The 21,396-nt window shown below is 66.4% G+C and carries 24 protein-coding genes; 16 read left to right on the forward strand and 8 right to left on the reverse strand.

The window, feature by feature from the left end:
- Positions 1-54: 54 nt before the first annotated feature.
- Positions 55-813, reverse strand: coding sequence for a glycine zipper 2TM domain-containing protein (locus AC3FJ6_RS13525; RefSeq protein WP_488772338.1), 759 nt, complete (start codon positions 811-813; stop codon positions 55-57).
- 136 nt (positions 814-949) lie between these two features.
- Positions 950-1,417: a MarR family winged helix-turn-helix transcriptional regulator gene (locus AC3FJ6_RS13530; protein ID WP_488772339.1), complete on the reverse strand. Its 468-nt coding sequence runs from the start codon at positions 1,415-1,417 to the stop codon at positions 950-952.
- A gap of 189 nt (positions 1,418-1,606) precedes the next feature.
- Between AC3FJ6_RS13530 and AC3FJ6_RS13535 the strand changes: the two genes are divergently transcribed.
- Both AC3FJ6_RS13535 and AC3FJ6_RS13540 read left to right on the forward strand, forming a co-directional pair.
- Positions 1,607-2,158, forward strand: coding sequence for a YggT family protein (locus AC3FJ6_RS13535; protein WP_488772340.1), 552 nt, complete (start codon positions 1,607-1,609; stop codon positions 2,156-2,158).
- A 198-nt stretch (positions 2,159-2,356) separates the two neighbouring features.
- Positions 2,357-2,629 (forward strand): hypothetical protein, encoded by a 273-nt coding sequence (locus tag AC3FJ6_RS13540; RefSeq protein ID WP_488772341.1) that lies wholly within the window; start codon positions 2,357-2,359, stop codon positions 2,627-2,629.
- Positions 2,630-2,767: 138 nt separating this feature from the next.
- Here AC3FJ6_RS13540 and AC3FJ6_RS13545 read toward each other — a convergent pair whose 3' ends face one another.
- Positions 2,768-3,679, reverse strand: coding sequence for a LysR family transcriptional regulator (locus AC3FJ6_RS13545; RefSeq protein ID WP_488772342.1), 912 nt, complete (start codon positions 3,677-3,679; stop codon positions 2,768-2,770).
- A 240-nt stretch (positions 3,680-3,919) separates the two neighbouring features.
- Between AC3FJ6_RS13545 and AC3FJ6_RS13550 the strand changes: the two genes are divergently transcribed.
- The 3 genes from AC3FJ6_RS13550 to sorB all read left to right on the forward strand — a co-directional run bounded on the left by AC3FJ6_RS13550 (position 3,920) and on the right by sorB (position 6,604).
- On the forward strand, positions 3,920-4,741 hold the full coding sequence (locus AC3FJ6_RS13550; protein WP_400395673.1) for an IclR family transcriptional regulator: 822 nt from the start codon (positions 3,920-3,922) through the stop codon (positions 4,739-4,741).
- A 241-nt stretch (positions 4,742-4,982) separates the two neighbouring features.
- A complete protein-coding gene (gene sorA / locus AC3FJ6_RS13555) occupies positions 4,983-6,230 on the forward strand; it encodes a SorA family sulfite dehydrogenase catalytic subunit (RefSeq protein WP_488772343.1) in 1,248 nt (415 codons plus the stop codon).
- Positions 6,231-6,241: 11 nt separating this feature from the next.
- Complete coding sequence (gene sorB / locus AC3FJ6_RS13560; RefSeq protein ID WP_488772344.1) at positions 6,242-6,604, forward strand: SorB family sulfite dehydrogenase c-type cytochrome subunit; 363 nt, start codon at positions 6,242-6,244, stop codon at positions 6,602-6,604.
- Between the two features lie 64 nt (positions 6,605-6,668).
- Here the strand turns inward: sorB and AC3FJ6_RS13565 are convergent, their stop codons facing one another.
- From AC3FJ6_RS13565 to AC3FJ6_RS13580, 4 genes are read right to left on the reverse strand one after another with little or no spacing between them, the layout of a single operon-like run.
- The gene (locus AC3FJ6_RS13565; RefSeq protein ID WP_249640965.1) at positions 6,669-7,016 is read right to left on the reverse strand and encodes a 2Fe-2S iron-sulfur cluster-binding protein; all 348 of its coding nucleotides are present in this window, start codon (positions 7,014-7,016) and stop codon (positions 6,669-6,671) included.
- 29 nt (positions 7,017-7,045) lie between these two features.
- Complete coding sequence (locus AC3FJ6_RS13570; protein ID WP_488772345.1) at positions 7,046-7,360, reverse strand: ferredoxin; 315 nt, start codon at positions 7,358-7,360, stop codon at positions 7,046-7,048.
- A complete protein-coding gene (locus AC3FJ6_RS13575; RefSeq protein WP_153949834.1) occupies positions 7,351-7,665 on the reverse strand; it encodes a 2Fe-2S iron-sulfur cluster-binding protein in 315 nt (104 codons plus the stop codon). The genes AC3FJ6_RS13570 and AC3FJ6_RS13575 overlap by 10 nt, the downstream gene beginning before the upstream one ends.
- A gap of 30 nt (positions 7,666-7,695) precedes the next feature.
- Positions 7,696-9,234, reverse strand: a complete 1,539-nt coding sequence (locus tag AC3FJ6_RS13580; protein WP_153949835.1) for a hypothetical protein — start codon at positions 9,232-9,234, stop codon at positions 7,696-7,698.
- Positions 9,235-9,508: 274 nt separating this feature from the next.
- Here AC3FJ6_RS13580 and AC3FJ6_RS13585 point away from each other — a divergent pair, with 274 nt between their 5' ends.
- The 7 genes from AC3FJ6_RS13585 to AC3FJ6_RS13615 all read left to right on the forward strand — a co-directional run bounded on the left by AC3FJ6_RS13585 (position 9,509) and on the right by AC3FJ6_RS13615 (position 15,594).
- Positions 9,509-10,447: an ornithine cyclodeaminase family protein gene (locus AC3FJ6_RS13585; protein ID WP_488772346.1), complete on the forward strand. Its 939-nt coding sequence runs from the start codon at positions 9,509-9,511 to the stop codon at positions 10,445-10,447.
- A gap of 114 nt (positions 10,448-10,561) precedes the next feature.
- Positions 10,562-11,281: an iron-containing redox enzyme family protein gene (locus AC3FJ6_RS13590; protein ID WP_029050817.1), complete on the forward strand. Its 720-nt coding sequence runs from the start codon at positions 10,562-10,564 to the stop codon at positions 11,279-11,281.
- 84 nt (positions 11,282-11,365) lie between these two features.
- Complete coding sequence (locus AC3FJ6_RS13595; protein ID WP_488772347.1) at positions 11,366-12,814, forward strand: aldehyde dehydrogenase family protein; 1,449 nt, start codon at positions 11,366-11,368, stop codon at positions 12,812-12,814.
- A gap of 35 nt (positions 12,815-12,849) precedes the next feature.
- Positions 12,850-13,329 carry a GlcG/HbpS family heme-binding protein gene (locus AC3FJ6_RS13600; protein ID WP_488772348.1) on the forward strand — a complete coding sequence of 160 codons (480 nt, stop codon included), beginning with the start codon at positions 12,850-12,852 and terminating at the stop codon, positions 13,327-13,329.
- Between the two features lie 16 nt (positions 13,330-13,345).
- Positions 13,346-14,350 (forward strand): 2Fe-2S iron-sulfur cluster-binding protein, encoded by a 1,005-nt coding sequence (locus AC3FJ6_RS13605; protein ID WP_488772349.1) that lies wholly within the window; start codon positions 13,346-13,348, stop codon positions 14,348-14,350.
- A 180-nt stretch (positions 14,351-14,530) separates the two neighbouring features.
- The gene (locus tag AC3FJ6_RS13610) at positions 14,531-15,256 is read left to right on the forward strand and encodes a GntR family transcriptional regulator (protein WP_153949840.1); all 726 of its coding nucleotides are present in this window, start codon (positions 14,531-14,533) and stop codon (positions 15,254-15,256) included.
- Between the two features lie 170 nt (positions 15,257-15,426).
- Positions 15,427-15,594, forward strand: a complete 168-nt coding sequence (locus AC3FJ6_RS13615) for a hypothetical protein (protein ID WP_194946594.1) — start codon at positions 15,427-15,429, stop codon at positions 15,592-15,594.
- 70 nt (positions 15,595-15,664) lie between these two features.
- Here the strand turns inward: AC3FJ6_RS13615 and AC3FJ6_RS13620 are convergent, their stop codons facing one another.
- A complete protein-coding gene (locus AC3FJ6_RS13620; protein WP_488772350.1) occupies positions 15,665-16,510 on the reverse strand; it encodes a phytanoyl-CoA dioxygenase family protein in 846 nt (281 codons plus the stop codon).
- 258 nt (positions 16,511-16,768) lie between these two features.
- On the opposite strand from AC3FJ6_RS13620, the gene AC3FJ6_RS13625 reads away from it, so the two are divergent.
- The 4 genes from AC3FJ6_RS13625 (at position 16,769) to AC3FJ6_RS13640 (ending at position 21,394) form a co-directional block, all read left to right on the forward strand.
- A complete protein-coding gene (locus AC3FJ6_RS13625) occupies positions 16,769-17,680 on the forward strand; it encodes an AAA family ATPase (protein WP_488772351.1) in 912 nt (303 codons plus the stop codon).
- 32 nt (positions 17,681-17,712) lie between these two features.
- Positions 17,713-18,747: a DUF58 domain-containing protein gene (locus AC3FJ6_RS13630; RefSeq protein WP_488772352.1), complete on the forward strand. Its 1,035-nt coding sequence runs from the start codon at positions 17,713-17,715 to the stop codon at positions 18,745-18,747.
- Positions 18,744-20,762, forward strand: coding sequence for a transglutaminase TgpA family protein (locus AC3FJ6_RS13635; protein WP_488772353.1), 2,019 nt, complete (start codon positions 18,744-18,746; stop codon positions 20,760-20,762). Before AC3FJ6_RS13630 ends, AC3FJ6_RS13635 begins: the two co-directional genes overlap by 4 nt.
- 134 nt (positions 20,763-20,896) lie before the next feature.
- Positions 20,897-21,394, forward strand: a complete 498-nt coding sequence (locus AC3FJ6_RS13640; protein WP_488772354.1) for a MarR family winged helix-turn-helix transcriptional regulator — start codon at positions 20,897-20,899, stop codon at positions 21,392-21,394.
- Positions 21,395-21,396: the final 2 nt, after the last annotated feature.

Below are 21,396 nucleotides of genomic sequence, written 5' to 3' on the forward strand. Positions count from 1 at the left end.
CGGCCTTGGCGCCGGGCTTTTTTGTTGATGGGTGTGGACGACCGATCCGGTATGTCAGTAGGGCACGGCCGTGCCGTTCTGCACCTTGACACGGTCGCCGATGCGCAGGTTGTAGGGGCTGGCCTGGGTCAGCGTCATATAGGCGTTGTCGTTGGTACGCACGCGCACGCGAAACGCCGGCGGCGTGGTGTGGGTACGCTTTTCCACCTCGTTGCCAGCCAGCGCGCCGGCCACCGCGCCACCGATGGTGGCCACCGTGTTGCCACGCCCGCCGCCGATCTGGTGCCCCAGCAGGCCACCGGCCACCCCGCCCAGTACGGCCCCCACGCCGCTGGCGTTGGCCGGCTGTCCGCCCACCTGCTCGATCGACTCCACCCAGCCGTAACGCACCGCGTAGGGGTCGTTGTAGCCGGCGCTGTTGCCGTAGGTGCCGTCGTAGCTGCCCTGCGCCTGCTGCGGGTAGCCATACTGGTCATAGCCGGGCTGCTGCGGATAGGCGGGCTGCTGGGCCTGCTGCGGGTAGGACGACTGGGGGTAAGCCTGCTGCGGGTACGACTGCTGCGGATAGGCAGGCGCGCCACTGATCTGCGTGCCCGAGGTGCCGTAGGCCGATCCATATCCGGCATTGCCATAGGCACCCTGGTAGCCAGCACCCTGGTAGCCCGTGGTCTGGTAGCCGGTCTGGTAGCCCGTTCCATAGCCATCGCCATAGCCGGCGCCATAAGGTGCGGCGCAACCCGCCAGCGCCAGCGTTCCGGCAGCCACGGCGGCCAGTGCAAGCGTGCGGGCGGCCGGGCGAATCGTGATGGACATGATGGGGACTCCTGCGACGGTGCGCGTGTTGATATTGCGCGGGAGTCTAGTGCCGCGCCATGCCGGCAGGTGTCACCGGAGATTGTGATGGGTAACCGGCTGTAACGCGGCCGGCCCGACGTGGGAGAGGCGGCGCTCAGCCGCGTTCGGACTCGTCGTCGTTGAAGGCCGTGATGCGCGCCACACGAAACGCGCCACGCAGCGATTCCAGCTCCGCCCGGTGCAGCGCGGCCAGCCGGTTCAGGCAACGCTCGCCCTTGGCCAGCAGATGGATCTGCACCACGCGGCGGTCGTGGGGATCGGTCCGGCGCGTGACCAGTCCGGCGGCTTCGCAGCGGTTGACCAGCGCCACCACGCCGTGCTGCTTCGCCTGCAGCCGCTCGGCCAGCTCGCCCACGGACGCCCAGTTCTTGTCGCGGCTGCCCCGGATATGCAACATCAACAGGTATTGCTGCACGGTCACGCCTTCGGCCTGCGCGGCATCCTCGGAAAACCGCAGGAAGCGGCGCAACTGATACCGGAAATCGGACAGCGCCTCGAAGTCATGCTTGCTCAATACGTTGGCATCGTTCGAAGACTTCGCGGGAGCGGTCGGGCGGGGCATGGGCGGGGAGGCGGCTGCGCGTGCGGTATCGGACAAGGCGCCCATTATATGGGGGGCATGGCCGCGCCCGATGCGATGACACGCATGGCACCCCTATTTTCCACGGGGCCAGGGCAGCGGGGTATGGCAGAATCTGTGCGGTCGTCGACACCCTGTCGCCCTCTAACGTATTCAAGGGAAATCCGCCCGATGTTCACGGAAATCATCCTCTTCCTGCTCGATACCGTCTTTACGCTCTTCGGCATGGCACTGCTGCTGCGGCTGTGGATGCAACTGACCCGCCTGCCATCGCGCAATCCGGTCTCGCAGGGGGTGTTCCAGGTCACAGACTGGCTCGTGCGCCCGCTACGCCGCATCATTCCGGGCCTGGGCGGCATCGACTGGGCCACGGTGCTGGCCGCCTACCTGACCGCCGTGGTGTTCCTGGTGTGCCGCGCGCTGGTGCTCGATGCCGATCCGCTGGCGTTCCTGCCCGTGATCCTTGGCCTGGCCGTGCTGAACCTGCTGAAGTGGGGCATCAGCATGGTGATGTGGGTCACGCTGCTCATGGCGGTGCTGTCGTGGGTCAATCCGCAATCGCCGCTGGCCGGCCCGATCTGGCACCTGACGGCGCCGCTGCTGCGGCCGATCCAGCGCGTGATGCCGCGCCTGGGCGGGTTCGACATGTCGCCGCTGGTGCTGTTCGTCATTGCCCAGATCTTGCTAATGCTGATCGCCGGCGTTAGCCGTGGCGTAGTGTAAGCAACCACTAACCTTGCATCGCTGTACGGTGGCGGCGCGCCACCGTACCACAAAATGTATCCCTAGGGTTAACCCCTAATGTCCAGACGGCTGGACAGTCTGTCGAGGATTCGCCCTTTTTCGTGCGCCTGTCGACGCCTACATTACAGCCACCGCGGGCCCACCGCGATCTCTGCCAATAAGTAGGAACAGCACACCATGAAGACCCTCGCCCTCTCCCTGCTCTGCGCCATCGGCCTGTCGGCTGGCGCCACCGCCGCCCAGGCTGCGCAACCCCTGTCGGACCTGGCTCGCCTGGACGGCAGCATCGGCCGCAAGATCGATCCGTACCTGGACGGCGCCCGTAGCGTGACCGAAAAGCGTGACGTGTATTCGGAAGGCGCCCGCTCGGTGACCGAAAAGCGCGATGTGTACTCGGAAGGCGCCCGTGGCGTGACCGAGAAGCGCGACGTGTACAGCGAAGGCGCCTAAGTCCTCACCCGCTGCAGCGGCTTCGCCTTTCCCCCAAAGGCGAAGCAGGCCCGGGGCACGCTCCCCCGCGTTCCGCCGGGCCACCTTCCCTACCCCGCTCTCCCGCGTTCCCCCGTACCGCATCCCTCGCCGGGCCAGTTACTGTCCCAGCGCGTCAAGCTCCGCGCCCATCATCGATTCGATGGCTTCCATGAAGGCCCGCACCTTGCGCGGCTGGAGCCGCCGGTCAGGCAGCAAGGCAAACACCCTCAACGGCGGCAACGGGTAATCGGGCATCACCCGAACCAGCCTGCCCTGGGCGATCTCCGTTTCCGCAGCCGTCATCGGCACCCGCGCGATCCCCAGGCCCGCCAGCGCGGCCTGCATGCGCAGTTCGGCGTTGTACGTCTGCATGCGCGGCCGGATCGGCACCGGAATTCGCCGGCCGTCGCGCGAAAATTCCCATACCGACGCACCGGGCGTGGCCAGCGTCGGCATGTTGGACAAGTCTTCGGGCTGCATCTGCGCCGGCAGGCTGGCTGCCAGGCTGGGGGCCGCCACCAGCCCGCGCTCCACATGCCAGATGCGTCGCGCGATGGTGCCGGAATCGGGTAGATCGGTGTCCACGGTCACGAAGGCGATGTCATAGCCTTCCCGGATCGGATCGACCAGCCCCTGGGCAATTTCCACCGTGATATCCAGCGCGGGATGGGCGGCCAGCGTGCGGCAGATGACGCCGCCCAGCTGCTGCGCGCCGAATTCGTAGGGCGTCGCAATGCGCAGCATGCCCTGCACGCGTTCCTCGCGTGCCAGCGTTTCCTGGCGGATTTCACGCAGCCGGGCGAACAGCGGCGCCACGTCGCGATAGACGGCGCCGCCGGCATCGGTCAGCCGCATGCGACGCGTGGTGCGTTCCAGCAGCTTGGCGCCGATGGCGGTTTCCAGCCGGATCACCGCCGCGGACACGCGCGATTTCGGGCAGTCCAGGGCCGCGGCCGCTGCCGTGAACGTGCCCTGCTCCACCACGCTGCAAAATGCCTCCCAATCATTCCACTGGATTGTCTCGCTCACCGAACCCATTCCCTTGTATGACACTGTTGTCGTGGCCGCCCGTCGTGGCCGCCTTGTCGACGGCATCTGCCGCGCCGGACGGCCGCACATTATGCGGTAGACAGATTCGTCTCGTCAGTGCCACCGATAGTTCCACGCGGCCTGTGGCACTGCGGTAAAGGTTGCTCCGGACTGGCAAAGCAGGCACATTTCCTCTACCCTTTCGGCCTTTCCGAGGCTTTCCGAACTTTCCCAGACCCCATGGCGCATCCTGCCGATTCCGCTACGTCCCGTGCGCCCGCCGCCGGTACGACCGAAAAGCCGAGCGACAGCTATGTGCAGTCATTTGCGCGTGGCCTGTCGGTCATTCGCGCGTTCAACGCCAGCCATCCGGCCCAGACGCTGACCGAAATCGCCCAGGCGAGCGGCCTGACCCGGGCCGGCGCGCGGCGCATCCTGCTGACGCTGGTGGGGCTGGGCTACGTGCAGAACGACGGCCGGTTGTTCCGGCTGACGCCCAAGATCCTGGACCTCGGGTTCGCCTACCTGACCTCGATGCCGTTCTGGAACCTGGCCGAGCCGGTCATGGAGGCGCTCTCGCAATCGGTCCACGAAAGCTGTTCGATCTCCGTGCTCGACGGCACTGAAATCGTTTATGTACTACGCGTGCCGGCCCGCAAGATCATGACGATCAACCTGTCGATCGGCAGCCGGCTGCCGGCCTACTGCTCGTCGATGGGCCGCGTGCTGCTGTCCGGACTCGACGACGCCGAACTCGACCGCGTGCTGCAGGCGTCGGACCTGCAACCGCGTACCCGCCGCACCGTCACCGATATCGCCGCGCTGAAATCGCTGATCGCCGATATCCGCACCCGTGGCTGGGCCCAGAACGACCAGGAGCTTGAGGAAGGCCTGGTGTCGCTGGCCGCCCCGATCCGAAGTCGCACCGGCCAGGTCATCGCCGCGCTGAACATCAGCGGCCAGGCCAATCGGACCAGTGCACAGGAAATGACCGACCAGTTCCTGCCACCGTTGCTGGAAGCCGCCGAGAAGATTTCGGCGATGGTCAGTTTGCGGACCTGACCCGCCGCCCCCTTCGTTCGATCCCCGCCCTTTTTCCAGCGCACCGGGCCCTTCCTGGTGACGCGGGACATTCCTGCGCGTCTCCATGGCATCCGGGCGCTTTTGCATTCGACACATCGGATTTTCCGGTCAGCCATAGCGAAATAACTTGTTTCGCCAATATGGCGCACTACGATTACGCTCAACGGCTCCGACACCGATAAAAAATGCGGCCGATCCCGGCTGCCCGCGAGGAGACAAAATGGCCAGGAAACCCACAAGAGGCGACATCGATCCACGGCGTCGCGGCGTGCTGATGGGCGGCGCTGCCCTGACGCTGCAGGCGTCGCTCGGATTTACCGCCACGCGCGCCTTGGCCGCGGCCAATACCACCGAAATGCCATTCGAAAACGGGCATCGCGAACTGGTGGCATTTCCGCAAAAACGGCCGCTGATCCTGCTGACCAACCGCCCCCCGCAACTCGAAACGCCATTCGAGGTATTTGGCGAGAATGTGATCACACCGAATGACGCGTTTTTCGTTCGTTATCACTGGAGCGGCATTCCCACATCGATCGACGCATCGACGTATCGCCTGAATATTGACGGCCATGTGTCGCGCCCCGTGTCGCTGAGCCTGCAGGACTTGCGAAAGCTGGGCAACCCCGTGGAAATCGTCGCGGTCAACCAGTGTTCGGGCAATGGCCGCGGTTATTTTTCACCGCGCGTCAATGGCGGCCAACTGGGCAATGGCGCGATGGGGAATGCGCGCTGGACGGGTATCCCGCTGCGCACCGTGCTGGAAAAGGCCGGCATCAAGGCCGGCGCCGTGCAGGTCAGTTTCGACGGGCTGGACCGCCCGCCGCTTGAAAACGGCCCGGACTTCGTCAAGGCGCTGTCGATGGACCATGCCATGGACGGCGAGGTCATGCTGGCCTGGGCCATGAACGGCAAGGATCTGCCGATGCTGAACGGCTACCCGCTGCGGTTGGTCGTGCCCGGCCATTACGGCACCTACTGGGTCAAGCACCTGTCGCACATCGCGGTCCTGGACAAGCCCTTCGAGGGCTTCTGGATGAACCCCGCCTATCGTATTCCGGCCAACGACTGCGCCTGCGTGGCACCGGGTACCGCACCGGCCAGCACCGTGCCGATCGGCCGGTTCAACGTCCGCTCCTTTATCACCAGCCATATGCCGGGCAGCTTTATCAGGTCCGGGCAGCCGACCGTGGTCAAGGGCATTGCATTCGACGGTGGCCATGGCATTGCCGAAGTCGCATTTTCCGACGACGGCGGCACCAGCTGGCGCTCCGCCGAACTGGGCAAGTACCTGGGCCGTTATTCGTTCCGCGAGTGGAGTATCGCTTTTCAGCCGACGCGAAAGGGAGAATTCGATTTGCGAGTGCGTGCCAAAACGCGATCGGGAGACATCCAGCCGCTGACGGCAACCTGGAATCCTGCGGGATATATGCGGAACGTCGTGGAATCCACGCGCATTCTGGTTGTTTGAGGGGGCCAATCATGAAACCGCACCACACCTTCATGCTGGCCATCGCCTGCGCAATGGCCGTGGCGTCCGGGTCATCGCATGCCCGCCCACTGGAAATCAAGCTGCCGCAGGAAACGGCCAGCTACAAACCCAGCACACTGCCCGGTTATCACCTGGCGCTGCAGAATTGCATGACCTGCCATTCGGCCCAGTACGTATCCACGCAGCCATCGACATCGACCCGCGCGTACTGGGACGCCACCGTCAAGAAAATGAAAAAACCGTTTGGCGCGCCGCTGAAGGACGAGGATATTCCGGCGATCGTGGATTATCTGACGAAGACTTACGGGGCGGAACAGGTGCAGGGGACATCGAACGCTGCTGTAACCAAATAGCGAATGCGGGGGCGATCTTTCCACCCCCGCATTCCATCTTCCTTCCAGCCGCTTCCGGCCTCGATTACCGCGGCCCCGTCCTGGGTTCCCACGACACCGCCACGTCGCCCTTGATGAACGTCTGGCATGCCATGCGATAGCCGGCGGCCAGGTCGTCGTCGTTCAGGTGCTTGCGCTCCTTGGGCTTGACGGCGTCGGTGTGTTCCAGGCCCTGCTCGATCCGGCACTTGCAGGTGCCGCAGATGCCGCCGCCGCACTTGAATGGAATCCCGCCCTGTTCGCGCAGCGATACACGTAGCAGATTGCTGTTTTCCGGCGCGGTCACGGTCTTGCCGCTGTTGGTCACGAACGTGATTTCGACGGTGCGCGTCTGTGGCGTGGCGGCGCCGTGGGTGTCGGTGTGTTCGGTCACGGTGGCATCGGCTTCGGTGTCGGCCTGCATCATTGTTTCCTTATCGAGAGATCCATGCTGCCGAAGTGCGCGAGCTTCTGCAGCGCATCGTGGGCAGCGTCGAGCGTGTCGAAACGCTCCAGGAATTTGGTCGGCACGTGGTTGATCACGGGGTCGGCGTCGGGCACGGAGGATTCCTCGATCACGCGCACCTTCACCGGCTGTTGCGTTTCCGTCAGTTCGGCAATCACGAAAATCGCCTTGGGTCGCCCGTAGAACAGGTATTCCCAGGTCTCGCGGGGTTCCACGCCGGGCACGGCCTCGGTGCGAAACTGGCCCGGCTTGCTGGTCAGGATCACGAACATGCGGAAACCACCATCTCGGGCTGTTCCAGTTCGATGTCGTGGGTCAGCCAGATCTGGCAGGCCAGCCGGAAGCCCTGGTCCAGCCGCTCGCCAAGCTGCTTCTTCTCTTTCCAGTTGGGCGGCGGCAGGTGTTCGGCGCCGGCCAGCACCTTGCAGGCGCACTTCGAGCATTTGCCCATGCCGCATTCGTAACGCAGGTTCGGATACGGAAACTGCTTGATGCCGGCGCGCACGACGAGATTGGTCTCAGGCTTGACCTCGTCGACGAATACCTGGCCGTTCTTATGGAAGGTGACTTTCGGCATAGCTATTTCTTTAATCTGGAAGGACTCGGCTCAACGCCACAGAAACATGGCGCAGATCGTGGAGACGAACAGGCCGGCCAATACCGGCAACAGCAGCGCCCGCACCGCATCGAGCACCGGCACACGGGCAAAGCCGGCCACGGCGATCAGCGACGACCACGCGATCAGCGTGCCGCCGCCCGTCCAGACCGCGCCCATCTGGCCAACGGCCGCGAGCGTGGCCGAGTCGAAACCGACCACCGGACCCAGCGCACCGGCCAGCGTGCCGGTCAGCGGCAGACCGGCAAAGCCCGATCCGTCGATGCCGGTGATCATCCCCACCAGCAGCACGCCGAACGCCACCAGCACGTGGTTGTCCGGAATCATGTGCTGGTAGGCCTGGATCAGTTCGAACAGCAGGCTCGGTGCGCGGCCCGCGTCCACACCCAGAATCTGGGCGGCGGTTTCGCCGGCACCCACGAAGAAGAAACCGGCGATCGGCAGCACCGATCCCATCGCCTTGAACGCAAACACGAAGCCGTCGGTGATGTGGTCGGGGCACACGTCGAGCATGCGGCGCGGGCCTTCGGCGGCCAGTGTCGCCAGCATCATCAGCAGCGCGGCCACGCCGCCCACCAGTGCCGCGGCGGCGCCGCCCTTCAGGTCGGGCATGCCCGACGATATCTTCGGCAGCACCATCAGCGTCACCACGCAGATGAACGCCAGCGGCGTCAGCACGGCGAAGAACTTGGACCACTTCACACGGCGGCGCGCCACCATCGCCAGGCTCTGCTCGATGTTCGCGTCGGTGGCCAGCGGCTCTTCATGCGATGTGCCGCGTGCGATCTCGGCCTTGTCGAACGTGCCGGTGGCCTCCACGGCGGTGTCCGCACCGGTGGCGCGGGCCTGCCAGCGATCCAGCAGCGCGCCGCTGGCCGGCACGATATGGCGGCGCATCGACAGGTAGGCCAGCGACAGCGCGATGGCGCCGGTGATGATCGACAGGATCAGCGCGCGGTCGGCCACCACGGCAGCACTGACCGCCGCGCCGGCCGCCTTGGCGCTGATGCCCGGCGCCACACCGATCACGTAGTCCGACGACAGCGCCATGCCCTGGCCGGCGATGGCAATGGCCATGGCCCCCGCCAGCGGCGGCAGGCCCGCTGCAATGGCGGCTGGCAGAAGGATGGCGGACACCAGCGGCACGGCCGGCGTGGGCCAGAAGAACAGCGAGATGACATAGGTGATGCCAGCCAGGATGAAGTAGGCGCTGTGTCCGTTCTTCATCACCACCCGGAACGGCTCGACCATGCGGATATCGGACCGCAGCGTCTTCAGCGCATTGAGCAGCGCCGTCATGAACGCAATCACCAGGAAGATATTGAACAGCTCCTTGGCCGCCACCAGGCTGGCTGAGAAGATGCCGCCCAGTGCGCTGATGGGGCTGCCGGTGATGGCCAGGATCACGAGGAAGGTGCCGACGATGGACGGCACCACGACATTGGCCCGCAGGATCATGGTCAACACGATCACGGCCACGCCTAGCAGATACACCCAATGTGCCAGGCCAATCTCAACAGCATGTTGCATGAGGCTCCCCTTTCCTGGAGGCCCTTGTGGGGGCGGTATAAGAATTCTGTCGTGCGACTGTTTTTGTATACTATATCCCGCGCTCACTTCGAAACAAGCGAAAACTGCGCGACCTAGGGAAATCACCCGATCGGTGCGGAGATTGGCCTGAAAGCACGGTTTGCGCGCATTCCGCACCACTCCGGACATGCCGCACGCCCCGGGAAAACCCTGTGGTTTTCTTCGAAACTATGTGTAGACTGTATACCGAAATAGCTTCCGAGACGATTTCACCATGCTCCATGTCACCGACGCGATGATCGACCGCCACGTCACGGCCGCCGATGCCCAGGCCGCGATGCTCGAAGCCTTCCAGAGTTTCGGGCGCGGCGAGGCCGCCATGCAGGAACGCATCCGCACGGAAGCCGGCGGCGTGAAGCTTTCGACACTGGGCGCGGTCATTCCCGCCCAGCAGGTCGCCGGCGCCAAGGTGTATACAACCATCGCCGGTCAGTTCTCGTTTGTCATCCTGCTGTTTTCGACGGTTGACGGGCGTCCGCTGGCCTCGTTCGACGCCGGCGCCATCACGCGTTTGCGCACGGCGGCCTGCACGGTGCTGGCCGCGCGCCGGCTGGCCCGAGCCGATGCCGAAACGCTGGCCCTGTTCGGCGCCGGCACGCAGGGGGTGCAGCATGGGTTGCAGTTGTCCGCTGCGTTGCCGCTCAAACGCATCCTGGTCTGCGATCCCTATGCCGATGCGGCCGCCGCCGAGCGTCTGGCTGCGCAGTGCGGCCTCCCGGTGACCTTCGCACAACCCGAGGAAGCTGCCGCTGCGGCGGACATCATCGTGACCGCCTCGCGCTCCACCACGCCGCTGTTTTCGGGCGCCATCGTCAAGCCCGGCACGTTCGTGGCCGCCATCGGTTCCAGTCTGCCGCACACCCGCGAACTCGACGACACGCTGCTGTCGCGCGCCGCCACCGTGGTTGTGGAATGGCGGCCCCAGTCGCTGCGCGAAGCCGGCGATCTGGTGCTGGCCGACAAGGCCGTGCTGCCCGACGACAAGGTCGTGGAACTGGCCGATGTACTACTGAATGGAACTGATACCGGCGCGGTGCGCCGGCAAGCCGACGACATCGTGATCTACAAGTCGGTCGGTGTCGGCCTGGAAGACGTGGCGCTGGCAGGCGTGGCCTGGCAGCGCATCACTGCGGCGGAGGCTGCCGCCGCCTGATTTCGCACCACCGGAAGTCGCCGCGTGCGCGCGGTTTTTTTATCGCCTGAACGACGTTGTAGAAAGTATACAAATTCATTCCACCCCGAACGCAGACAAACAGGAGTCCCCAAAATGGCTGAACTGATGAACCGTGAAGAATTCCGCGCCGCCCTGGAAAACGCCATCAAAGGCAAGAGCGCCAATCAGGCGCCGTTCAGCAAGGCATGGGCCAGCGGCACGCTGAGCCGCGAGCACCTGGCGCGCTGGGCCGAGAACCACTACCACTACGTGGGCCCGTTCGCCGACTACCTGGGCTATATCTACGCCCGCACGCCCGACCACATGACCGAGGCCAAGGACTTCCTGCTGGCCAACATGTACGAGGAAGAAATCGGCGGCGACCGCCACACCGACCTGCTGATCCGCTTTGCCGAAGCCTGCGGCACCACGCGTGAGCGGGTGGTGAGCCCCGACAACATGTCGCCGACCACGCGCGGCCTGCAGAGCTGGTGCTACGCGGTGGCCATGCGCGAAGACCCGGTGGTGGCCGTGGCCGGCCTGGTGGTCGGCCTGGAATCGCAGGTGCCGTCGATCTATCGCAAGCAAACCCCGACGCTGCGCGAAAAGTACGGCTTCACCGACGAAGAGGTGGAGTTCTTCGACCTGCACATCGTGTCCGACGAAATCCACGGCGAACGCGGCTACCAGATCGTGCTGGAACACGCGAACACGCCCGAGCTGCAGCAGCGTTGCCTGAAGATCTGCGAGATCGGCGCGCAGATGCGCCTGCTGTACACGACCGCGCTGTACTACGACTACGTCGACACCAAGCCGGAAGCCGCTGCCGCCTGAGGCATACCTGTCAGGAAGTCCGGACCCGGCGCCCTGCGCGGCGCTGGTCCGGCGTCTCTCCGAACCCGAACAAGGCCCCGCAAGATGACCGAGACGTACCGCAACTACATCGACGGCGAATGGTGCGATAGCGCCAGCGGCCGCACGCTCGACAACATCAATCCCGCCGACACGCGCGACATCGTCAGCCGCCACGCGGCGTCCGACGCGCGCGATGCCGCCGCCGCCGTGTCCGCCGCAGCCGCCGCCTTCGACAGCTGGAAGAAAACGCCGATCGGCAAGCGCGCGAAGATTCTCAACGACGCCGCCGCTCATCTGGAAGCCAACGCCGACGCCATCGCCGCCGAACTGACGCGCGAGGAAGGCAAGTCCCTGAACCTGGCGCGCGACGAGATCATGCGTTCGGCGCAAACCCTGCGCTTCTACGCGGTGGAAGGCCAGACCTTCAGCGGCGAAAGCTATCCGAACGACGACCCGGACATGCTCGTGTACAGCCTGCGCGAGCCGCTGGGTGTGGTCACCGTGATCTCGCCGTGGAACTTCCCCGTGTCGATTCCGGCGCGCAAGATCGCACCCGCGCTGATCACCGGCAACACCGTGGTGTTCAAGCCGTCGTCCGATGCGCCGCTGTCCGGCTATCGCCTGGCCGAGGCGTTCGTCAAGGCCGGCATCCCGAAGGGCGTGCTCAACTTCCTGACCGGCAGCGCCGGCGAGGTGGGCCCGACCATCGTCGAATCGCGGGCCGTGCGGGCGGTGTCGTTCACCGGATCGACGCAGGCCGGCGAACAGATCCACAAGTCCGTGCCGATGACCACGCGCACGCAGATGGAACTGGGCGGCAAGAATCCGCTGATCGTGATGGAAGACGCCGATCTCGACCGCGCGGTGGACCTTGCCGTCAAGGGTGGGTTGTCGCTGTCGGGCCAGGCGTGCACCGGCACCAGCCGCGTCCTGGTGATGCGCGAGGTCAGGCAGGCCTTCACCGACAAACTCGTGGCCAAGGTCAAGGCGCTGAAGATCGGCAGCGGCATGACCCCGGGCATGGACCTGGGCCCGCTGGCCACGCGCAAGCAGTTGCAGACCGTGCTGGGCTATATCGAGGCTGGCAAGCAGGAAGCCTCGCTGCTGTGCGGCGGCCAGCAGCTGACCGATGGCGATTTCGCCAATGGCTTCTACGTGGCGCCGGCCGTGTTCACCGACGTCACGCAGTCGATGCGCATTGCCCGCGAGGAAATCTTCGGCCCGGTGCTGGCCATCATCGAAGTGGACAGCTACGCCGACGCCATTGCCAAGGCCAACGACACCGAGTACGGGCTTTCCGCCGCCATCGCCACGCGCAATCCGCGCTACATGCACGACTTTGCCCGCGACATCGAATCAGGCACCGTGAAGATCAACCGCACCACCACGGGCAACCTGGTCAACGCGCCGTTTGGCGGGCTGAAGCGGTCCAGCACATCGACGTTCCGCGAATCGGGCCGCGCCGGGCTGGAGTTCTACACGCAGATCAAAACGGTCTACCAGGGCGTCTGAAGCCAGGCAGTCCGACACAAATTAAGGAAACAGCCATGAAGAAAGCCATCAAGCTGGAACTGAGAGAAGCGCGCCACATGGTGGCCGCCGCCGTGCGCAAGGCCGAGGAAATCGGCGTGCTGGAATCGGTCTGCATCGTCGACGAAGGCGGCTACCCGCTGCTGCTCGAACGCATGGACGGCGCGCGTATCACGGGGCCGCAGATTGCGTGGAACAAGGCGTTCACCGCGGCCGGCCACAAGCGGTCCACGCACCTGTTCAACACCGCGCCGAACGGTCCGGCGCTGCCCGGCAACGAGGCATTCGGTATCCAGTGGAGCTTCGACGGCAAGTTCGCCGTGTTCGTGGGCGGCTACCCGATCGTGGTCAATGGCGAAGTGATCGGCGGCGTTGGCCTGTCGGGCGGCAACGGCGAACAGGACACCGCATGTGGCGTCGCCGCGCTGGAAGCCCTGCGCGACCTGCTGGCTGCCGAAGATCTGACCGTGCTGGCGCAGGCCGATATCAAGAAGTAAGCAAGGGGGAATCGTCATGTCCCATCGGGTGGAGATTGCGGAAACGCAACAGGTGTTCATGGTGGCGCCCGGTGAATCGGTGCTCGACGCCGCCCTGCGCTGCGGCGTGGAACTGGCGCACGAATGCACGTTTGGCGGCTGCGGCACGTGCCGCATGCGCGTGGTGCAGGGATCGGTCTCGTACGAGGATTTCCCGATGGGGCTGACCGAGGCAGAGCACGCCGACGGGTTTGCGCTGGCATGCCAGGCGCGGCCCGACGGCGACCTGGTCATCAGCACCGCACGCGCGGCCGGCCCGCAGGTGCCGGCCCGGCGCGCCACGGCCACCGTGCTGTCGGTGGCGCCGCTCGGCCCCGACGTCATGCATCTGCGCCTGGCGCTGCCCGGCGACGAGCCCTTCGTCTACGCGCCCGGCCAATACCTAAAGGTGCTGATGGACGATGGCACGCATCGTAGTTTCTCCATGGCGTCGGCACCGGCGGGCAATACCGTGGACTTCCACGTCCGGCAGATCGCCGGCGGCCGCTTCACGTCCACGCAACTGCCGCAGTTGCGCGCGGGCGACCGGCTCGACGTGGAATTGCCGCATGGCAATTTCAGCTTGCGCAAGGAAGACTACCGGCCGCTGCTGATGGTGGCCACGGGCACCGGTCTGGCGCCCATCAAGAGCATGCTCGAATCGCTGATGGACGATCCCGACTGCCCGCCGGTGTGGCTCTACTGGGGCATGCGCTCGGCGGCGGACCTGTACTTGCACGACGAGATCGCCACCTGGGGCGAACGGCTCTATGACTTCCAGTACGTCCCGGTGCTATCGCGCGCCGACGACAGCTGGCAGGGCCGCCGTGGCTATGTCCACGAGGCCGTGGCCGCAGACCTGGGCGACCTGTCCGAGCACGCCATCTATCTGTGCGGATCGCCGAACATGATCCACGACGCCAAGCAGACGTTCATGGTGCTGGGGGCGCAGGCGCCGTTCATGTATTCGGACGGCTTCACGTTCCAGCACGCGGGAGGGTGAAGCGCCAGGCAGGCGGAAAGGGCTGAAAGGGCCGAGGGAGGCCGGACGCCACACCGGCGGAATGCCGGTAGATGTCTACCCTATGTCTTCAATGAGGAGGTGACGGTATACAATAGCGGCATTCACGCTGCGGCCCTTCGACCGCGGCCCATCACCGATATCCGACGGCCGATCCCGATCATGAACGACGCCACCGCTGCCCTGAAGCCGGGTCCGGACACCCCGGCCGCAAGCCTGGGCGCCCAGCATTCCCCCCTGTTCGCGCTGGTCACGGACACCCTGCGGCAACGCATCCTGGGTGGCCAGTACGAACAGGGCGAACGTCTGGTGGAAAACACGCTGTCCCTGGAACTGGGCGTGTCGCGCATCCCGGTGCGCGAAGCGTTGCGCGCGCTGGCGGCCGAAGGGCTGGTGCGCATCGAGCCGCGGCGCGGTGCATCGGTGGCCCGCCTGTCGCCCAATATCGCGCGCGAAATGGTGGAAGTGCGGGCCACGCTGGAAGGGCTGAACGCCAAGCTGGCGGCCCAGCGTCGCGACCCGGCACTGATCGCGGAACTCGAAAAGGTCCTTGAGGAAGGCAACGATGCCGTCAATAGCGGCCAGACCGAGCGATTTGTCGAACTGAACTCGCGTTTTCACGAGGTACTGGGCAATATCGCCGCCAACAGCGTGCTGCAGGACATGATGCGGTCGCTGCGCGAACGCACCGCGCTGCTGTTCGCCCCGGCGAACCTGAGCCGCGCCCGCCTGAACTGGGACGAGCACGCGCAGATCCTGCAGGCCGTGATTGCCGGCGACGCCGATCTGGCATCGCTGTTGGCCACGCGGCACGTCTACAGCGCGGCCAAGGCCGTGGAATCGATCAACGGCGCCGAAGCGGCGGCCAACGCACACCCGCCCGCCTGATAGCGATAAGCGCCGGCAGCCGTTCCCCGAGCACGCTGCCGGACCCATGTTGCCCGGCTTTCTACGCACCACTTCGAATCAGGCAATCCCATGTTGCGCACCAGGAAATGGCGCAGTGCACCATCAGAGTGTATACTGTAGGCGTTTCTTGACCGCAATAGGGAATGTCCATGAACTACCCGGATGCTTCGTACCTCGACCGTCCGGTGGGCGAGCAGCTTCTGAGCCACTTCGCACGCCGGGACGCCGTCCGCCATGCTTCGCCGCTGCTGCCGTTGCGCCTGGCCGACCTGCTGGCACTGTTTCGCGGCAACGCCTCGCGTCACAAGGCTGTTTGACCCCGGCCCGGGACCAAACAAGAAGCCGCCCAACCGGGCGGCTTTTTTTTTGCCTGGCGGCCAGCGGCTGTCAAAGCGCGGCCGGGGGCATCTCCACGCTGCCAAACTCTGCCGATCGCGAGCCGGTGACCGGGCGGTTGCTCGCGCCGAAATAGGCGAACGCCACTGACAGCTTCACGGCCTCGGAATCGTTGCGGCCTGCCGCATGGAACAGCCGGCTGTCAAACATCAGCACGTCGCCGCGATGCAAGGCCAGCGGCATGGCCCCCTTCAGCAGCATCTGGCTGGCCGGGTGCGCCTCTACCAGAAATTCGGCCGGGTCAAGCTGGGCCGGATCGAGCTTCGCACGATGCGAACCTGGAATCACGCGCAGCACGCCGTTGCGCTCGTCTTCGTCACCGAGCGCCAGCCACACGGTGACCAGATCGGGCTTCATGAACGACCAGTAGCGCGTGTCCCGGTGCCAGCCGGTCTGGCTGCCATAGTGCGGGTGCTTGGTCATCACGCAGTTGTGGTGGGCCAGCGTCAGGCGGGCGGGTTCGCCCAGCAGCGCCTCGACGGTTGCCACCAGTTGCGGATGGCTGGCCCAGCGGCGGAAGACCTCGTCGCGGCCATACGCCTGGCGCAGCCGCCGCACCGTGTTGCCGCCGGCTGCCTGGCGCGTGGCCGGGGCTCCGGGGTAGCCCAGGTCGGCCTCGAACTCCACCGGCGGCACGGCCGCCGCCAGATGCTCGCGGGTCACGGCCTCCAGCGCCGCGCACGTGGCCTCGCTGGCAAAGTTGCGCAGCACGATATAGCCGCCCGCATGGAATTCGCGGGCCAGGCTGGCCAGCGCCGCCTGGTCGGCCAGCGGCGCTGAAGAGTCGAAATCGAGTGAGGCAGGCGCGCCAGACACGCGCGGTGGCGAAGCAGTCATTGCAGCGGCTAGGACGATTCTGAAAAGTGGCAGGGTGCCAACAGTTCGATGATGCCAGAACGCGCGAGATCCGGCGCGGCGGAGGCCCGATTCCGGTGCATTCCCGGACTGTCTGTCGCGTACAACCGTGCGGAAACCCACTGTCCGATGCGACCTCCACGCCGCTACAATGGCCGGACCTTGCCGGACCTTGCGCCCGACCCAGTCATCCGGCGGCATCGCAACGTCATCGCCAACCCGCCATCGAGGCCGCCTAACGTGACAGCCAGACCCAGGATTACCGCCTCACTGGCCGAGGCCCAGAACCAGCTTGGCCGCATCGTGCTGGGCAAGCCGCGCCAGGTGCGGCTGGCGCTGGCATGCATGCTGGCCGGCGGCCACCTGCTGCTCGAAGACGTGCCGGGCGTGGGCAAGACCACGCTCGCGCATGCGCTGGCGCAAACCCTGGGCCTGCAGTACCAGCGCGTGCAGTTCACCAGCGACCTGCTGCCGGCCGATCTGGTGGGCGTCTCCGTCTATATGCGCGACACCGGAAATTTCCGGTTCCATCGTGGCCCCGTGTTTGCGCAGCTGGTGCTGGCCGACGAGATCAACCGCGCCCCGCCGAAGACGCAGAGTGCGTTGCTCGAAGCCATGGCCGAACGCCAGGTGACGCACGACGGCGTCACGCACGCGCTGCCGGCGCCGTTCTTCGTGATCGCCACGCAAAATCCGCTGGAGCAGATCGGCACGCATGCCCTGCCCGAATCGCAGCTGGACCGCTTCACCATGCGCATCTCGCTGGGCTACCCGGACCCCGCCTTCGAGCGCGTGCTCTATCTGGGCGGCACCGCCGCGCAGGAGGCCTCGGCCGTCATGGATGCCGACCAGGTGCTGGCACTGCAGGCCGCGGCCAGCAGCGTGTACGCCAGCCCGGCGCTGGTGGATTACGTGCTGGCGCTGGTGCAGGCCACACGTGCGGAAGCCGGCTTCGTGGCCGGCCTGTCGCCGCGCGCTGGCCTGGCGCTGCTGGCCTGCGCGCGCGCCTGGGCATTGCTCGACCAGCGCGACATGGTGGTACCCGAGGACGTGCAGGCGGTGTTCGCCGCCGTGGCCGCGCATCGGCTGTTGCCGGCCGGGCAGGCGGCCACCGCGCTGGATCGCCTGATGGCTGGCGTGGCGATTCCCTGAAGCGCGACGTTTTCCGCGTCACGCACCCCACCATGCCACGTGCCCCATCGGCGTCCGTGAAGGCGCCCCAGGCATCCGCACCCCACCGCACCGCGCAGGCAGGCGTGGCAACGCCGCGCCCCCGCCGTCCGCGCAAGCCCGTCAATGGCGTGGTCACGCTGGATCGGCGCCATCTCTATATCCTGCCGACCCGCAGCGGGCTCGGCTTTGCCCTGCTGCTGCTGGCCATGCTGGTCACATCGCTGAACTACAACATCAGCCTGGGTTTCGCCCTGACATTCCTGCTGGTTGGCATCGGCATGTCTTGCATGTGGATGGCCTATCGCAACCTGCTCGATCTCGAAATCTCGGCAGGGCCCGTGTCGCCGCCGTTTGCGGGCGATGTGGCGGTGTTCGCGCTCAATGTCGCCAACCACGACAGCGGTGCGCGCATCGGCATCGAAGCCGTTGCGTCGTCCGGTGGTGTGGCCGAGGCCGCGCCGGCACTGACGCTGGATGGGCTGGGCCAGGGCGTGCTGGCCGTCCGCATGGCTGCGCCGCGGCGCGGCCGGCTGGCGTTGCCGCGCGTCACGGTGTCGAGCCGTTTTCCGTTCGGGCTGTTCCGCGTCTGGAGCTACGCCGATTTCCCGGTCACCACGTGCGTCTATCCCGCGCCCGAGCCACACGCGCCGCCGCTGCCGGTGGTGGCCCACCCCGACCAGGACGGCGACGACGGCGACATCGGCGCGGTGTCCGACGACGGCATCGACCAGCTGCGCAGGTATCGTCCGGGCGACCCGCTGCATCGCATCGCCTGGAAGCACAGCGCACGCACCGGCCGCTGGCTGAGCCGCGCGGGCCAGGTGCCGCGCCTGCCGGGATGCTGGATCGACTGGAATGCCTTGCCGACGACGATGGATACCGAGGCCCGGCTGTCGCGGCTGTGTGCATGGCTGCTGACCGCCGGTGATCAGTTCGACATCGGCCTGCGGCTGCCGGGCGTGGAAATTCCGGCGGGTCACGGCGCGACCCATCGCCGCGCCTGCCTGGAGGCGCTGGCCGTCTGGCCGGAGCGGCGTGCGCCATGAAGGCATCGCTTCCACCCCGCGCGCTCGGCCATCAGGAGCATGGCATGCTGATCGGCCAGCTGGCGCTGGTGCTGGCGCCGCAGGCCCGTTCACTGCCCGTGTCCGTCAGCGTGCTGCTGGTATTGCTGCTGGCATGGCGCTGGCTGCTGTGGCGCCAGCGGGCTCCGCTGCCGTCGAAGCTGATCGTCGGCACGACGGCGATGCTGGTGCTGCTGATTGCCGGGGCGCTGGTCTGGCGCGGCGGGGGCGGCCTCGGGCGCGAACTGTGCGTGGCCTTGCTGGCCGCGTTCGTGATCCTCAAGCTGCTGGAAACGCGGGCGCTGGCCGATGCCACGCTGGTCACGCAGCTGTCGTTCTATCTGCTGCTGACGCTGTACCTGGAAGACCAGCCGTTCTGGCTGGCGCTCTACAGCATGGCCATCGGCGCGTGGATCCTGCGCAACTGGCTGCTGTTCCATCATCCTGAAGCGCGTGGGCGCCTGGCCATCTGGCCGCTGCTGGGCCGCATGGCACTGTTCGGCCTGCCCTGGGCGCTGTTCCTGTTCGTGCTGTTTCCGCGGCTCGATCATCCGCTCTGGCGCCTGCCGCAATCCGAGCCAGTCGGGCGCACCGGCATGAGCGACACGATGCGCCCCGGCAGCATCGGCCAACTGATCCGCTCGCCCGAGGTGGCCTTCCGCGCCGATATCGACGGCGATGCGCTGCCCGTCAGCGCCTTGTACTGGCGCGCCCGGGTGCTGTGGAACTACGACGGCGCGGCGTGGCGGCCTGACGATGAACCGCCGACGCGACAGGCTGCGGGCTTGCGCGACGAGGGGGACGGTGGCGACGACGTCGCCGCCGGGCCGGCCGGAGCGGGTCCGCGCGAGTACAACGTGACGCTGGAGGCCACGCAGAAGACCTGGCTCTATCTGCTGGACCGTGGCGTGGCGGTGTCGGACAGCCTGGCCGCCTGGCACTCGGCCGACGGTGAATTCTTTGCCCGCAGCCCGGTGGACCGGCCCCTGCGCTATCGTGCGCGGTCATGGCTGCAAGGGGTGCCGCAGCCGCTGACCCGCCGCGCGCTGCAACTGTCGCTGGCGCTGCCCGAAGGCAACCCGCGCAGCCGCGCGCTGGCCGCCGGCTGGATGGCGCGCTACGCCGACCCATGGCAGCGCGTGCAGGCCGCCATGCGGCTGTTCGCCGAGGCGCCATTCGCGTACACACTGTCGCCGCCGCCGCTGGGCAAGGCGCAGGTCGACAGCTTCGTGTTCGATACACGGCGCGGCTTCTGCGAACACTACGCCAGCAGCTTCGTCTTCCTGATGCGCGCCGCCGGCGTGCCCGCGCGCGTGGTGATCGGCTACCAGGGCGGCGAGTACAACCCGCTGGGCAATCACTATGTCATCCGCCAGTCCGATGCCCATGCCTGGGCCGAGGTCTGGCTGGCCGGACGCGGCTGGGTGCGGGTGGACCCCACCAGCGCCGTGGCACCGAGCCGCGTGGAAAGCGGCGTCGATGCGGCGCTGGCAAGCGAGGACCTGGGGGCGCTGCGCGACCTCCGCGCGCCGGGCTGGCTGCGCGAGCTGCGCTGGGGCTTCGACGGTCTGACCTACAAATGGCAACGCTGGGTGCTCGAATACGATCGCGGCCAGCAATACCGCCTGCTGGAACAGGCCGGTCTGGGCGACCGGCTGCCACAGTTGCTGGCCGTCGGCATCGGCCTATTGAGCCTGGCCGCGCTGGCACCGATGTGGCTGCGCCGCCGTCGTGTGGATCCTGTCCAGGCGCTGTACGACCGGTACTGCGCCGCGCTGGCGCGCCAGGGCATTGCGCGCGGCATGGCGGAAGGGCCCCACGCCTTCGCGACACGGGCCGAAACCGCACTGCCACACGCTGCATCCTCAGTGCGAGCGTTCACTGACATCTATGTGGCCTGGCGCTATGGCGCGCCCGATGCGACGACCCAGGCCAACATCGTCGCCCGACTGCGCAAGGCGTTGCGCGAACTGGGACGAAGCCTGAGACGCGGCTGAGTGGTGCGGATACCGCAGATCCTTTAAACGCCGGATCGTCCGGCTGGCCGTCCACACCGTCCAGCCGGACGCCCTTGCGGGGCCACAGATCCACGAATATAGTTTCATTCGTAACTATTACAGATGAAACTGATATGTCGTTTGAACGCCGCATCGACCGGTTCTGCGCCGAGCACCCCGACGCCCCGCGTGACCTCATCATGGCCTCGCGTCTGCTGCTGCGTTCCGCAAGGTTGCTTCGGCTTCACATCGAGCGCGCCCTGGCGCCGTTCGAACTCGACCTGAGCCAATACCTGGTGATCAGCATGCTGGCGATCGACGCGGGCGAGCCGACCATGCCATCGGAACTCGGCATGTCCATCGACGCCACGCGAACGCAGATGACGCGGTTGATCGATGGCCTGCAGGCGCGCGGCCTGGTGCAACGCAAGACGTCTGAACACGACCGGCGCAGCCTGGAACTGACGCTGACGCCGGCCGCCCACGCGCTGCTGGATCGCGCCGCGCCCGCCGTGCATGCCGCCTATGGCCAGGCGTGGGCGCCACTGGGCCCGGACGGCCTGGCCTCGGCCACGCGCGACCTTGGCACGCTGCACGAGCATCTGGCCGCGCTGGAAGCAGGCAAGCCGTGACG

This window comes from Cupriavidus sp. 94F1, assembly GCF_057798875.1.

Coding starts and splice junctions, on each gene's coding strand:
- AC3FJ6_RS13525 (WP_488772338.1), bottom strand. CDS start 813: ATGTCCATCACGATTCGCCCGGCCGCCCGCACGCTTGCACTGGCCGCC.
- AC3FJ6_RS13530 (WP_488772339.1), bottom strand. CDS start 1,417: ATGCCCCGCCCGACCGCTCCCGCGAAGTCTTCGAACGATGCCAACGTA.
- AC3FJ6_RS13535 (WP_488772340.1), top strand. CDS start 1,607: ATGTTCACGGAAATCATCCTCTTCCTGCTCGATACCGTCTTTACGCTC.
- AC3FJ6_RS13540 (WP_488772341.1), top strand. CDS start 2,357: ATGAAGACCCTCGCCCTCTCCCTGCTCTGCGCCATCGGCCTGTCGGCT.
- AC3FJ6_RS13550 (WP_400395673.1), top strand. CDS start 3,920: ATGGCGCATCCTGCCGATTCCGCTACGTCCCGTGCGCCCGCCGCCGGT.
- sorA (WP_488772343.1), top strand. CDS start 4,983: ATGGCCAGGAAACCCACAAGAGGCGACATCGATCCACGGCGTCGCGGC.
- sorB (WP_488772344.1), top strand. CDS start 6,242: ATGAAACCGCACCACACCTTCATGCTGGCCATCGCCTGCGCAATGGCC.
- AC3FJ6_RS13570 (WP_488772345.1), bottom strand. CDS start 7,360: ATGTTCGTGATCCTGACCAGCAAGCCGGGCCAGTTTCGCACCGAGGCC.
- AC3FJ6_RS13575 (WP_153949834.1), bottom strand. CDS start 7,665: ATGCCGAAAGTCACCTTCCATAAGAACGGCCAGGTATTCGTCGACGAG.
- AC3FJ6_RS13580 (WP_153949835.1), bottom strand. CDS start 9,234: ATGCAACATGCTGTTGAGATTGGCCTGGCACATTGGGTGTATCTGCTA.
- AC3FJ6_RS13585 (WP_488772346.1), top strand. CDS start 9,509: ATGCTCCATGTCACCGACGCGATGATCGACCGCCACGTCACGGCCGCC.
- AC3FJ6_RS13590 (WP_029050817.1), top strand. CDS start 10,562: ATGGCTGAACTGATGAACCGTGAAGAATTCCGCGCCGCCCTGGAAAAC.
- AC3FJ6_RS13595 (WP_488772347.1), top strand. CDS start 11,366: ATGACCGAGACGTACCGCAACTACATCGACGGCGAATGGTGCGATAGC.
- AC3FJ6_RS13600 (WP_488772348.1), top strand. CDS start 12,850: ATGAAGAAAGCCATCAAGCTGGAACTGAGAGAAGCGCGCCACATGGTG.
- AC3FJ6_RS13605 (WP_488772349.1), top strand. CDS start 13,346: ATGTCCCATCGGGTGGAGATTGCGGAAACGCAACAGGTGTTCATGGTG.
- AC3FJ6_RS13610 (WP_153949840.1), top strand. CDS start 14,531: ATGAACGACGCCACCGCTGCCCTGAAGCCGGGTCCGGACACCCCGGCC.
- AC3FJ6_RS13615 (WP_194946594.1), top strand. CDS start 15,427: ATGAACTACCCGGATGCTTCGTACCTCGACCGTCCGGTGGGCGAGCAG.
- AC3FJ6_RS13620 (WP_488772350.1), bottom strand. CDS start 16,510: ATGACTGCTTCGCCACCGCGCGTGTCTGGCGCGCCTGCCTCACTCGAT.
- AC3FJ6_RS13630 (WP_488772352.1), top strand. CDS start 17,713: ATGCCACGTGCCCCATCGGCGTCCGTGAAGGCGCCCCAGGCATCCGCA.
- AC3FJ6_RS13635 (WP_488772353.1), top strand. CDS start 18,744: ATGAAGGCATCGCTTCCACCCCGCGCGCTCGGCCATCAGGAGCATGGC.
- AC3FJ6_RS13640 (WP_488772354.1), top strand. CDS start 20,897: ATGTCGTTTGAACGCCGCATCGACCGGTTCTGCGCCGAGCACCCCGAC.